Raw genomic sequence first — 12,976 nt, 5'->3', positions numbered from 1 at the left:
GCCCATGCCCCAGGCCAAGGATGCGCTACTCCCTTTGAGCCCATGTACCTGAACTCGAATGAACTATTGGGAGCCCTCTCATGGACCGACAACACGCCAATCGCATCGCTGCCCGCTACTACAAGTACCTCGGGGACTTCCATGAAGTGGAGGAACAGCTCGCTCCCTTTTTTACCGGGACCGCCGTGGGCGAAACCATGACTGAGATTTCCGATTGCATCAGTGAGGCGGAGAATGCCAATACCCTGTGCGGCTTCCTCCCGGAAGGCCGTGATTTCGACGAACTAGAGTGGCTCACCGTGCGGATTCGCCGTGACGGGAAGCGTCAGCGTTTTCGTAGCCTACAGGACATTCCGGAGCACCTCCGAGAGCACTTCGACGACAACGATCAAGACTTCTGCAGCTATGCAGATCGGCTGCGTAGCGAATGCTACGATGGCTATAACTTGCTGATTGAACAACAATCCATCCTAGATGAGCATTTCGAGTCCCAACGTCTTCAGGAGATCTGTGACTTCGTGGACGTAAAGGGACTTCCGCTGTATGCCAAGGATGTTATCTGCCAGGTTTTCGAGCACCTACTCGTCCTGTGGAAGAAGTATGAGGCGCTCGCTCGCCGCCTCACGAAAATGGCGCATCTGGTCGACGAGAACGATCCAGACCCTGATTTTACCAGGGCAGTCCTGTTCGATTGACTCCAGGCGGGCCAATACCACGAGTCGCCTCTACGGATTATCGAAGCATACCGGCCACGGATGATTGCCCTCCGCCTTAACGCCCTACACATCCTCGGATGCTTTTTAGCCCCTGACAAGGAAGTCGAACCATGCCCAGACACCACAGCTCGAACAGAGCCGTCCTGATCCTCGAAAACCCTTGGAAGCTGGATGACGGCGACTGCAACCGTACCAGCGTGCTGCCCTTCGTCGAGGGCATTGCCAAGCTGGCTGGCGATACCGAGGTATTCCACGCCAACTTCTATGACAAACGCAGCTTCGACCGAGCGCTGGAAATCCTTTGTAGCGCTCGCTTCAACAACGCAGTCATCTACATCGCCGCCCATGGCACCAAGGGCAAGGTCGGCGGCGTTAAGTTGGAAGACCTACTGTTCGCAATCGGCGAGCACTCCAAGAACACGAACATCACCGGCATCATGCTTGGCTCCTGCTTCGTCGGGACGGAAACCGACACGATTGAAGTTTTTATGCAGGGTACCAACATCAAATGGTGCGCCGGGTATTCATCAAGCTGCGAGTGGTTGCCAGGTACCATGATCGACTGCTCAATCATGGCGTCGATGCTCGAGCTAGACGAGGACGAAATGTCCGATCGCGAGACTATGATCGAACTACTGGCCCAAGCCCTGGCCCCCTTCTCGCGAACCTACGTCATTGGTGAGGACGCTGACGACAATGCCATGACGATGGAAGATTCGATCCGCGTGGTCATGCAACCCAGCGGGCGTGGCAATCGTGCGCGGCATGTGACTGAAGAGGTGCTGGAAGAGCACGAAAAGCTCCAGGAGTTCGCCTGAACGATGGCGAGACTCCTCGCGACATAGCTAGACGCACACCGACGTCACCATCTCACGTCCCGTCCCCCCAATCGACAGCGCTGATTTCGGCAAAGGAGATAACTCCTCGATGGTTCTGAACCTGAAAGACCACACCCAACTGAAACTTGCGTGTGACACAACCTTGCAACAGGCGCGCACGCACACGGGTAATCAGCACTGGGTAGCCGGCTTGTTGAAGCTGCTGCAGGAGGTCCGCAATGTCGATGAAACGACCTTTGCCAGCGAACAGTTCCAGCGCAACTTGTGGGACAGCGAGAAGGTCACGTCCACCGGGATGGGGCATGTCGACATTTCAAAGGTCGCTCAGGACCCGGCTGTAGTCGAAATGTTGTGGCGATTGAAGACCCGCTTTCCCGGCCTTGAGCGAACCCAGCAGGAAGCCCTGATCACCGAGACGTGGAGTGCACTGATTACCGCAGTCACGCCGCTGGTCAAACGCCTCCCCAAGCTGAAGATGTACCGAGTGTTCGCAGTACTCTGCCCGGGGTTCTTCACCACCATCGGGCATGCACGCAAACTTCGGGAGCTGGCCAGTGCAATGGGGGTATTCCAGCGCGGCGAATCACGCCAGATCCTGCATCGCCGGGTGCTGGATCGCCTTGATGAAGTGCTGGGCGCCGAAGCGGATGTATTCACTAGTGCCGGAGTCGAGCGCTTGACCCTGCCGTGGCTGCTTTACGTGGCATACGTTCAGAGTCCGGAGCAGGAATCTACCGAGGTGGCCGACCCGGAAACCGGCGAGGAGATGCTCAACCCGCTGCCTGCAGAACGTAGGCGTCGGGGGCTGCTATCGATAGGCGGAGGCTTGGCTACTCTGCTGGCGATGATCGAGTTTGCACGCGAGGGCTGCACACGCGAAGACTTCATGCAGCACCTCCAGTCGCTGAACCCTGCAGCCAAGAAATCTTCGCTGAACACCCAACTTAATGCGCTGATTGCAGAGTGGGGAGTTCTGCGGGCGCAAGGCGGTGAACTGCAGCTCACCCCTCGTGGCGAAGCGTTCCTTGAGTCGGGCGACCCGGATGAAGTCATCGACTGGATGATTACCCGAGTTCTCGGCTTCGATAACCTGCTGCATGCGCTCAAGCAGACGCCAATGTCCACCCAGCAGGCCAACGATCTGCTGCGCAAGGTGAACCCCGGCTGGACCACCAATTTCGCGCCGAGCGCTCTGGTCGGCTGGCTTCGCTCACTACTGCTGGTGGAGTTCGACGAGACCAAGTCACTGCACCTGTCCGAAAGGGGCGAGCAATGGGTAGCGCGCATCCACTGGACGCCCGGCGTACTTAAGGCGACACCATCCGCGACGGAGTCCAGCGATGCCGAGCAGCCCAGTTCGGCGACTTCCGCCAAAGCTCAGCGCCCACCGCTGGTGGACATCATCGAAGGCTTTGCCCCGGACATCCAATTTCCCCGCGAACTCATCGCCCAGCTCGATGCCGGGCTTTGGAGCCATACTCGCCGCCACTTGGCCGTGCTCACCGGCCTCAGTGGGGCGGGCAAAACGCAGTTGGCGCGAGGATACGCACTGAGCCTCTGGCAACACCTTGAGAATCCTCATGAAGGGTTGTTGATAGTGCCCGTACAACCCGGCTGGCATGACCCCTCCTGCCTGCTCGGCTACGTGAATCCGCTGGAGGCCGACACTTATGTGCGCACTGCCTGCCTGGACTTCCTTCTACGCGCCAGCGCTGACACCACCAAGCCCTACACGCTGGTGCTGGACGAGATGAACTTGTCTCACCCAGAGCAGTACTTGGCGCCCTTGCTGTCCGCGATGGAAACCGGCGACCACATCGAGCTCCATGCGCTGGGCGACGGGATCAGTGACGTGCCTAGTTCGATCCCCTACCCCGCCAATCTGCTGATCATCGGCACCGTGAACATGGACGAAACCACCCATGGGCTGAGCGACAAGGTGCTCGATCGGGCATCGGTGATCGAATTCTGGGACATCGACGTGGACGCCTTCCCCGGTTGGGCTACGTCCTCGTTACCGAGTGGGCAGCTCGTCAAGGTTCGCCAGCTACTCAAGGAGCTCGTCCAGGCCCTACGACCTATGCGTCTGCATTTCGGCTGGCGGACTCTGCACGATGTCATGGGCTATCTGCAGGAGGCCGCGAGCGGCGGAGTCATCGACTTTGATCGGGCTCTAGACCAGGCCATCTACGCCAAAGTGTTGCCCAAACTGCGCGGTGAGGACAGTCCGCGCTTACAGAAGGTTTTCGGCCAGGCCCTGGAGGTACTGACGAAAACCGAGCTGACGGCTTCGGCGACTAAAGTCAAGGAAATGCTCGACGATCTGCGCCACTTGGGCTCCGCTCGCTTCTGGCGCTGATCATGACCACCCTCCTCTGCCACGACAAACAAGGCTCACCCATCACGTTACTCCCCGACGTGCTCGCCTCGGGGTTCGATGAGTTGGGTACCTACCATTTCAGAGTGCTGCCTGAGCATCGGCTCTACATTGACGACGCACTGCTAGTGGAGCAGCTGTTCGGAGGCGAAAGCGTTTGGCGCTGGGAGCCAGGCTACTTCGCCGGCGAGGTATCGGCGGAGTTGACGGACCTCCACGGCAGCGTCGTGGCCTGCTACCGGCTCGATGTCGCTCCCAGCCGCGACAAGCTCGGCCGAGAAGTCTTCGCGAAGATGCTGGACGAAATTTTCGCTTTCGACGCCAAACTGCTGTTCGGTACCGAAAGCGCCCAGGCCTCAATCGGGGCCGAGGGCGATGACGCGAACCCGCACCTGCAATATGCACGTCTTCGCCGCTACGGCGAATCCCTGGTTTCTGCCCTTCGCCAGGTGTCGGAGAAACCACTGACCAGACTTCGCCGGGAGCGTATTGCAGTCGGCGCGCACCAAGTCAGGCGCCTGGATCAGCACGCGGTTCGGGCAGCCCTGCAGAACCGCTCGATAATGCCGGGGCCTGAAGGTGTGACCTTGCCGTCATCGCAGGTTACCTTCGAGGTGGCCACGGCCTTTGAGCACCAGGACAACCCTGCCAACCAGGTACTGGGAGCGGTACTCCACAAGGTGATGCTACGTTGCCGTCAGACGATACAAGCATTCGAACGCATTGCCGAAACAGAACGTCACTCCGATACCCGTTCGGAGTTGGCGCCACGCCTGAATAGACGAATTGCCTACCTCGATGGCTTGTACCGGACATTGCAACGCCAGCAAAGGATGGAGCCCTTCTGCCACCTGAGTGCTCGACGCATCACGGCAGCGGGCCTTAACGCCATTTCCGCCCACCCAGCCTATGCACGAGCCTATCGTTTCGGCTGGAATAGCCTGCGGCCCGGGCTGCAGGGTGCGGCCACGCACGAGAGCCTGTGGGTCAGCCCCTCCTGGGAAATATACGAGCGCTGGTGCTACATCAAGGTCGTTGAGCAACTGCGCTCACGCTACTCGAATCTGGTCTGGGAATGTCGCTATCCGACACGGAGGGGCGACTGCATCTGCTGGAGCGGCCAAGGGCTGGACTCCAAGCTGGAAGTCTGGCTCCAGGTCCGCTGTCCGGCCATCGACAAGAAGCCCTACGCCGGCTTCTCCAGCCTTTCGAAAGTACGTTACCCCGACATCGCCATCACCCTGCAGTCGGGAGACCAGCGTAGGTTCGTGCTGCTGGACGCCAAGTACAGAACCAGTCGCGAAGGGGTACTCGATGGTATGGCTTCGGCACATATCTACCATGACAGCTTACGCTGGCACGGAATGCGCCCGGACTGCGCACTATTGCTAGTACCCCGCGGGGGCGCAGTGAAAGCGCTGCTAAGCACGGACTTCCGGAAAACACACGGAGTAGGCCTCGCCGAGCTCGCCAGCGCTGATGACGTCAGCGCCATTGGCCAGCTGCTGACCGAGTTACTGGCTTAAGGCGATTGGCCAATGAGGTTTCTATAGATCCCTTCGGAGCATGGCGAGTCCCGAAGCCCCAGCCCCAGCCCCAGCCCCAGCCCCAGCCCCAGCCCCAGCCCCAGCCCCAGCCCCAGCCCCAGCCCCAAGGGGGATAAACGTACATCTGGCGCGCCTTTTCCAGTTTTTCCTTAATCGCATCCGCCCAAACCTGCGGCGCATGAACGTAAGTGCTCTCGTTCAAGCCAAATATCCACCATAGGCTCTCCTGATCCTGCAGAACACACGTACCCTCCACTTCCGGAACACAAGAACAGCGAAAGCTCTTGGTGGTTGGCTAGTCGAATTCATGCAAGGCGACACAACTTGTCGCCTCTAGTCGGCAATCTGGCGCCATTCGAAAGCCGCCGGACTCCACCATGCCAATTCCCCCACGCCCGTTCACCCTCGTCTGCTCCTATTGCTCGTGGAAGAAAACCATTCTGCCCCGCAGTGACGTGCTGGTACTCGGCCACGAGTGGTTCACCAGTTGCCCTAAGTGCCATACCCCTTCGCTTGAGCGCCGCGTTGCGAGCCACAAGGAAGTTCTCAGGGCACGTCTCGAGCAATTCCTAGACCTCACCGGAAACTGATCGTTGTCCGAACCACGCGACCCAGTCTTCCGCTCGGTTGGTAAAAATTATCGAAGAGCAACCAGAGGACCGTTTAATGAAGAACCTATTCGCCGCAATTGGTTTTGCTGTCGTACTGAAGAAAGGCTATGAGCTGTACTGCGAATACAGCGAACTGAAGCGCGAGAAGGACGCACGCCAGTCTCCCCCTCGCTGAGCACACACAACCATCCCACGGCCAGCCATCTCGATCAAAGTAGCGAAAGACAGAATCACTTTGGTCGCCTTTGGCACATAAAAGCTGGCACAACGCCACCCACCTGGGTAGCATCGATGCCAACTTGGCGCCAGGCCTCTGGCGATTAGTTGATTTTCAAAACAAGGTAGTTTCAATGTCTCAAGCGAAGGATACGCTGCTCAGGCTGTTCGCGTTGCTGCGCCTGATCCCCACCGAGCCGCAGCGCATCGCAACTCCCACCCTGCTGGAAAAGCTCCGCGACCGCGGTTTCTCCGTGACACTACGATCGATTCAGCGTGATTTGAACCGCTTATCGATACCCTTCTCTTTGCAGTGTGATGACAGCGAGACTCCATTCCGCTGGAGTTTCACTCGCGATGCGCCACTGGATCTGGAGGACATGGATGCCCCCACTGCTCTGGCCCTGTACCTGTCGGAAAGCCATCTCAATACCTTGCTGCCACAGACAGTCCTAGACCAGCTTGGTCCGCAGTTCCGACGTGCCCGAAACTTCCTCAATGGCCTTGGCGGTAATGGACTGGCAGATTGGGCACGCCGGGTCCGTGCGCTCCCCAATGGAAAAACCCTGCTGCCCGCTGCGCTGGACTCCCAAGTATGGGGACTGGTGTCCGCCGCCCTGCTGGAGCGCCGACAATTGCGGGTCACTTATCAGAGCCGCAGTAAAGGTGTCCTCAAGCAATTTCGCCTGCATCCGGCAGGACTAGTGTCGCGGCATGCCATCAGTTACTTGCTGGCTACGGTTGAGGGGTACAGCGATCTCCGTCAGTTCGCTCTGCATCGCATCAAGCAAGTGCAGTTGCTTGATGAGCCAGCCGAATTGCACACCAGCTTCGAGGTCGATCGTTACATCGCCGACGGCGCGTTCAGCCTGCGCCAAGCCGACATCGACGTAGAGCTGGTTGCCGACGTTCACCCACAGGTCGCATCGCTGCTACGAGAGACACCACTCAGCCGTGAACAAACATTGAGTGATCTGCCCGGTCACGATTGGCAACGCTTAAGCGTCAGGGTCCCCCTGGATCGCGAAACACTTTGGTGGATTTTTGGGCTTAACGACAACATTCGAGTACACGCCCCCCAGATCTGGGTCGACGAAATTCAACAACGACTGCGCTCAATGTTCGAACTCTACCGAGGTGTCGACTCAGAACAGGAAGCTACGCCTCGAAGGCATCCTGCCTGATAGGACAAGGTGAAATGCCTATTTGCTTATCCAGTGGATGCGTGCGAAGAACTTAAACCAATTAGACGCCCGCCAATAAACCTTCAGGCTGGCGTACATCGCATCGCCGGCCAAACCAAAAGGATAATGAAGTGACCCCCGAACTGATCAAAAATCTTGAACACGCCGTTGCCGGTGTCCTAGATGTAGTGGCCGGACTCGATAGCCGTTCAGCGCACCGCACCACGTTGAAGTCTGTGTTACGCAAGTTGCGGATAACCCGCGAACTCTCGTCCCTGTACTACATCTGCGTTGCGGGTAGCCAGAGTGCAGGCAAGACGCGCCTTGTCAGGGAGCTCTACGAGCTCAATGGAGAACACGAGTGGTTGGTTGATAATCAAGGTCGTGGTGAGCGAGTTCCGGTATTTATTCTTGAAACGGACTGCACCGCACCCTATGCCGTCGGAGTGCGTTATAAGGCTGGTCCTGATGGCAGCGAAGAAGAGGCTCTCGACAAGGCATCCTTCCGCCGCATCGTGAGTGCATACGACGTGAACGATGATTACCTGTTCACCAAACTGTATGTTCCGAAACGGTATTTCGCAGCCCAGAGTTTCGGGCTTGTTCTGCTACCTGGGTACGAGACGCTCAACCGTGAGAATGCCGAATGGCAAGGGCTGATGCGCCACACGTTGATCCACTCACTGGGTAGCGTACTGGTGACCGACCGAACTCGAATTGCCGATAACGCCCAGCTCAGGATTCTGGATGACCTCAGATCCAAGTATTTTCCAGATCGCAAACCCGTTATTGCCGTTACCAAGACCGAAACACTGGAGGGGCAGCAGATTGAGGAGCTCACTGCCACAGTTGCCGATGTGTTTGGAGTACCTAGCGAAGAGCGTGATCGGATTGTCTGTACAGGCGTGAGCGATGACGACTATCGGACACGGTGGGCCCGAAGCATCATGGATGTCGTCGGCAAATACGCCTTGTCGTCTGCGGGCTCGGAGTCCGTTCGGATCGAAGAGCTGGAACGCATCCTCAATGACGAATTGGACAACGTTTCTGCGGCGCTTCGTGAGGAAGCCGCAGGTGAAGGTATCAGCGAACACCTAAAGGAACGCCAAGTCGAGAAAGTACGAGCCGCGTTTCGCAAAGCGTCTGATCGCTATCGTCGCGGGTATTCGAAGGAACTGCGCAACAACATGATGGACTATGCCAGCCATACCATCAGTATCGCTACGGCCCGGTACGTCGCCGAAGAAGAAGGTTTCAAGGCCAAGTTGCGTCAGGTAGGTAATTTCCTAGCGTTCCAGTCAGGCGAGCATGAGCAACGCTTTCATGAGCGTATCGTTGACTGCTGGAATAGCGTGGGCGACAACGCACAGTCTCCATTGATCAGCGACTATCGCGCCATCACCGATATGTCCCGGAAGGAACTCGATATCGAGCCCCCGGAGGAAGGGAAGCTGGCTCTGCCGCAACTGTCGCTACAGAACCTGATCGGCCATGGGGAGGCTAGGCAGAACATCACGGACGAAAAACTTCTCGAACTTCGTCACGACCTGCGCCTGTTGATGGGGCAGAACCTGGCCGAGAAGGAAAGTAACGAACTTCAACTGCTCAAAGGCGAGCAGCTTGAAGAGGTCTTGCGTCAGTTACCTGCAATGACGATGGAATACGTTCGAATCAGCCAGGCGATTGCTCTGCGCAAGCCAGAGCTGCTAAACAAGGACTTGGTAAATTTTGATTTCAACAAACTGCAACAGGAAATCGAAAGAGAGCTGCCGCAGGCTCAAAAGACCTTCGGTCCACTGATCAAGTCCATCGCCGCAATCATGGCGGTAGACGTTGCCATCGATGGGCAGTTCGATGTGTTGAACGCCATTACCGGTGGGAGCGCGGCGGCTGGGCTGGGCGCTTCGCTCTCGATGGCGGCCGCGGGGGCAATCACGCTTGGCTTTATCGCCTACAAAACGGCCAATCAGGTTCAGGCGTACGATGCCGCGAAGAAAGGCTTCATTCGGGAAAGCCTGACTCACTTTGCCGAAACGCATATCCAAAAAAGCCTCGAACTCTACGACGACCTGATGGAAAACCTCGATGATCGGATGACACGAAACCTGCGGTTGGCTTACGGACTGGGGGGCGAATTGACCAAGCACGATTCGTTGACACGGAACTTGCACCGCATGGATGTGGCCCGTACCAATGTGATCAAGGCCCTGGACCGTGGTTGATGTCTGGTTGCAAAAATTTCGTCAACGCAACGAATGGGCCCAGCGTGCTTATAACCGCTTCATCGCCGAGGTGGACCCGGAGCTGGTCGGAGACTTCACTCGCGCTGAACATATCACCGTCGTGGTCTACGGCGCGACCCAGGTTGGTAAAACCACGCTGATTCTTGATCTACTCGGTATTCGCAAGAAAGCGTTGCCAGAAGTCTCCAAAGTCTTGCGTGGCGGCCAATGGTTGGGCAAATCGTCTACCGCCTCCCCCATTCGCTATGGGCGTTCCTCTGACGAGTTGTGGTACTTGGGGGACAATACGACGGGCTTGAATAGTGAAGAGGCCGCGGAGCGCTTTGGTGAAATTCGCGAACAGATGATGAAGGGGAGCGCCTACGCCTCGTCCCTCCTGAATGTACGCATCCCGGGGCGGTTCTTTCTGAATGATGGGGAGGATGCGCTTAGCCTGGACCTACGGCTGATCGATATTCCGGGGATCAATGCGATCAATGAGCATGAACAAAACGAAGTTAGGCGAATCGCCGAGCGATATGTGGCATCGGCTGATTTGATCCTATTGGTAGGGCGCGCGGACAACCTTGGCTTCCTCCATCCTCGAGCCCTCGATTTTGAGGCGCTTAACGATTGGATGCTGCAACCCAGCCGATTTCGCGTTGTATTGACCTATACCTTTTCTCCAGCAAGTTTCCAAGCCTGGTTCGGCCGGGCCCAAGACGGGCAATCTTTAACAGCCCACGATGTTCAGCAACACCTTTACAATGAAATGTGCACCCACGACGAACGCCCACCCCCTGAAATGTTGAAGCATGTTTACCCGCTTGAGTTTGGTGATTCACTCGAGAGCATGCGCAAACATTCGGAAGCTTACTTCGAGCGTGCAAGTAACGTAATCGGAGTTTTACGCCGTGAACTGCTGGCCAGTATTACCGAAGCAGCCAGCCCGTATGCTCGATTGTGGTCCGCCTTTCGGGTGGGCGATTTCATAGAAGCAAAGGTCAAGCACCGTAACGCTGCATTCGAAACCCTGCGGCACGATCTAGAAGACGGCATCACCCAGGCGCAAAAACTCCTACTTGAAGCCGAGATCCGGCTAAGTGATGCAACAGGCGAACACCTAAGTTTGGAGCGTTTGTATAGTCGATATGAATGGAGATTGAGGCATTTCAATCGAGGGGCCATTCCCCAGCGCCTGAGCCGATACTTTGACGTCGATGTAGAACTCGGCCGTGGCGAAACCGTGACCGTGCTTCAGGAGGCACTGCACGCATTTCGAGGCCGTATTCGCCGCCGTTGGAGTAACCTCTGGGAGGGATTGAAATGCTCCTCCGCCGACCTTGTCGTCGGTGATTTTAGCCCGCCTTCTACCACGGCGTTACGCACGATCGAGGACAAGCTCGACAGTTACTGGACCGACAGTTACTTGCTGAGCAGCAACTTTCAGACCGATGCCTCGATCCTTCGAAGGCACGCGAGCACCGTATGTTACACCTATGCCAATGCGGCCGCCGAAGCACTGGGTACACAGTTCAAGACAACAATGGCTCATTTGATTCAACAAAGGCGTAACAGCGAAACGATCCTTAAGGTAATGACACGGGAAGTCGCGCGTCATGAGTTCAACCTGATAGAGACCAAGGCGCGATTGCTGGACGCCGAGCAGCAACATGCCCAATTCAATGAGCGAATGGCACAAGGCCTTGAGCACGCCCTTAAATTCAAACAGTACATCTTCGAGGCGTTCAGCGCTGAGCTCCGGGCTGTACGCGGCGCAATTGCCCGACCCAGGAATAGTGTCGAGCAACTGTGTGATGTCTTTTACTTGCTGCTCTTGCCGTATGAGCTCGACAAAATGCTTAAAGGAGACGAGAAATGATGGACCGTACAACCCTTGACCCTGAGATTCAGCAGGCACGTGAAGAGCTTGGTCGCTTGCTCGACGATTTGATCAACCAACCTTTGATTGACGAGGCCAGACGCATCGCAGGCGACAACCTCAATCAAATGAAAAGTGATATTCAGGCTCAGGGCGGCGGTCTTCGGCGTCAAATCGATACGGGGTTCACGACGACGAATGATGACCTTGGGGACGCAGTGGACAAAGTTCGTTCGGCGGTTTCGAAAGTCGGTAACGAGGTCGCCCACGCAGCGCAGAGCACTCAACTGCGGCTGGAGGGTATGGAATCCTCGCTGAACAACCTGACTGCCGGGATCGTGTCTAGTGAGAAGCGTCTGACCAATTTATTGCAGACGCTATTGCACCACAATGCCACGTCATTCAAAGCTGTGACTGCACTTCTGCACACTCAACAGGCGGAATACAGCAAGGCCATTACCGAGGTTTCGAAGGAACTGGAGGGTTTGAAGGCCGTGACATCAATCGAGCGTGAACATTTCCAGCAAGTACAACAGGTACACCGCTTCCGGTTTAAAATACTTCTAGGTCTGTTAATGCTGGCAACGGGAGGGATTTTTACTTTGCTGCTCAAGCTTGTTCCTGAGTTGACTGCTTGAAAGCATGTGACTTGCGCCCAGGGATATTTAATCAAAAATCGAGCAAGGAAGTTACGTTGCCGACTATTCCAGAACAGGTGAGCATCAGATCGCCCTTAAGAATTTCCAGCCAATCGCTATAAACCCGTCATATACGTTTAATTTCTTAAGCACAATATCTCGACACGCCCCTGGAATTTTGACCTAAAAGATTACGACTCTGCAGGCACTGTTTCGTTTCCGAACTACCTGCCACTGAATCGCCCCTAGTTTTGTAGACACTAACCTGATTCAAAGAAATTTCAGACCTGAATTACCTAAGGGAAGATGGGCAAGTATCGCCCTCTTCAGCCCCCTTCCCTCTCAACAGGAGTCTGAATGATGTCGATCTGCTGCCCGTCTTGTAACTCTCCGCGCATCGCTACACGCAACCTCGCCCGCAAGCTGGGCAGCGCTGCCGGAGCCTTAGGTGGTGCGGCGACCGGTGCGGCCAGTGCCGTAACCGGCGCCCAAAGTGGCGCAACCCTTGGCTCAGTTGCCGGGCCGATTGGCGCGGCACTCGGCGGCTTGGCTGGGGCCATTCTGGGTGGTCTGGCCGGAGGTGCCGTTGGCAGCCTGGCCGGTGCTCGTATGGGCGAGGAAATCGATGCCCGAGTACTTGACAACTTCGAATGCCAGACCTGCGGCCACGTGTTTTCGGTCACTGAAAACTAGCCCTCGCACTGCAGTACGGCGCTCCCGTGTGACGTCCGTTCCCTCAATTTC

Annotated in this window: 9 protein-coding genes; all 9 read left to right on the top strand. The window is 56.7% G+C overall.

Going from position 1 to position 12,976, the window contains the following annotated elements; genetic code table 11:
* The first annotated feature begins 80 nt into the window (after positions 1–80).
* The 9 genes from ACNFIA_RS28985 to ACNFIA_RS28945 all read left to right on the top strand — a co-directional run bounded on the left by ACNFIA_RS28985 (position 81) and on the right by ACNFIA_RS28945 (position 12,925).
* On the top strand, positions 81–695 hold the full coding sequence (locus ACNFIA_RS28985; RefSeq protein WP_416790487.1) for a hypothetical protein: 615 nt from the start codon (positions 81–83) through the stop codon (positions 693–695).
* Between the two features lie 131 nt (positions 696–826).
* Positions 827–1,534, top strand: a complete 708-nt coding sequence (locus tag ACNFIA_RS28980) for a hypothetical protein (RefSeq protein ID WP_416790485.1) — start codon at positions 827–829, stop codon at positions 1,532–1,534.
* 109 nt (positions 1,535–1,643) lie between these two features.
* Complete coding sequence (locus ACNFIA_RS28975) at positions 1,644–3,914, top strand: McrB family protein (RefSeq protein WP_416790483.1); 2,271 nt, start codon at positions 1,644–1,646, stop codon at positions 3,912–3,914.
* A 2-nt stretch (positions 3,915–3,916) separates the two neighbouring features.
* Positions 3,917–5,458 carry a hypothetical protein gene (locus ACNFIA_RS28970; RefSeq protein WP_416790480.1) on the top strand — a complete coding sequence of 514 codons (1,542 nt, stop codon included), beginning with the start codon at positions 3,917–3,919 and terminating at the stop codon, positions 5,456–5,458.
* A 982-nt stretch (positions 5,459–6,440) separates the two neighbouring features.
* Positions 6,441–7,490: a helix-turn-helix transcriptional regulator gene (locus tag ACNFIA_RS28965; RefSeq protein ID WP_416790478.1), complete on the top strand. Its 1,050-nt coding sequence runs from the start codon at positions 6,441–6,443 to the stop codon at positions 7,488–7,490.
* A gap of 131 nt (positions 7,491–7,621) precedes the next feature.
* Positions 7,622–9,712: a hypothetical protein gene (locus tag ACNFIA_RS28960; protein ID WP_416790476.1), complete on the top strand. Its 2,091-nt coding sequence runs from the start codon at positions 7,622–7,624 to the stop codon at positions 9,710–9,712.
* Positions 9,705–11,594, top strand: a complete 1,890-nt coding sequence (locus ACNFIA_RS28955; protein ID WP_416790474.1) for a dynamin family protein — start codon at positions 9,705–9,707, stop codon at positions 11,592–11,594. Before ACNFIA_RS28960 ends, ACNFIA_RS28955 begins: the two co-directional genes overlap by 8 nt.
* Positions 11,591–12,232: a hypothetical protein gene (locus tag ACNFIA_RS28950; RefSeq protein WP_416790473.1), complete on the top strand. Its 642-nt coding sequence runs from the start codon at positions 11,591–11,593 to the stop codon at positions 12,230–12,232. The genes ACNFIA_RS28955 and ACNFIA_RS28950 overlap by 4 nt, the downstream gene beginning before the upstream one ends.
* A gap of 357 nt (positions 12,233–12,589) precedes the next feature.
* Entirely contained in the window at positions 12,590–12,925 is a 336-nt protein-coding gene (locus ACNFIA_RS28945; protein ID WP_416790472.1) for a hypothetical protein, read from the top strand.
* The last annotated feature ends 51 nt before the right edge of the window (positions 12,926–12,976 follow it).

Origin of the sequence: Pseudomonas sp. NY15437, assembly GCF_048068435.1 — a bacterium.
GTDB classification, from domain to species: domain Bacteria; phylum Pseudomonadota; class Gammaproteobacteria; order Pseudomonadales; family Pseudomonadaceae; genus Pseudomonas; species Pseudomonas nitroreducens_B.
This window is presented reverse-complemented; position numbering and strand designations above follow the sequence as displayed.

What these genes read in the sequence shown, in the direction of transcription:
- ACNFIA_RS28985 (WP_416790487.1), top strand. Translation starts at nt 81, where the DNA reads ATGGACCGACAACACGCCAATCGCATCGCTGCCCGCTACTACAAGTAC.
- ACNFIA_RS28980 (WP_416790485.1), top strand. Translation starts at nt 827, where the DNA reads ATGCCCAGACACCACAGCTCGAACAGAGCCGTCCTGATCCTCGAAAAC.
- ACNFIA_RS28975 (WP_416790483.1), top strand. Translation starts at nt 1,644, where the DNA reads ATGGTTCTGAACCTGAAAGACCACACCCAACTGAAACTTGCGTGTGAC.
- ACNFIA_RS28970 (WP_416790480.1), top strand. Translation starts at nt 3,917, where the DNA reads ATGACCACCCTCCTCTGCCACGACAAACAAGGCTCACCCATCACGTTA.
- ACNFIA_RS28965 (WP_416790478.1), top strand. Translation starts at nt 6,441, where the DNA reads ATGTCTCAAGCGAAGGATACGCTGCTCAGGCTGTTCGCGTTGCTGCGC.
- ACNFIA_RS28950 (WP_416790473.1), top strand. Translation starts at nt 11,591, where the DNA reads ATGATGGACCGTACAACCCTTGACCCTGAGATTCAGCAGGCACGTGAA.
- ACNFIA_RS28945 (WP_416790472.1), top strand. Translation starts at nt 12,590, where the DNA reads ATGATGTCGATCTGCTGCCCGTCTTGTAACTCTCCGCGCATCGCTACA.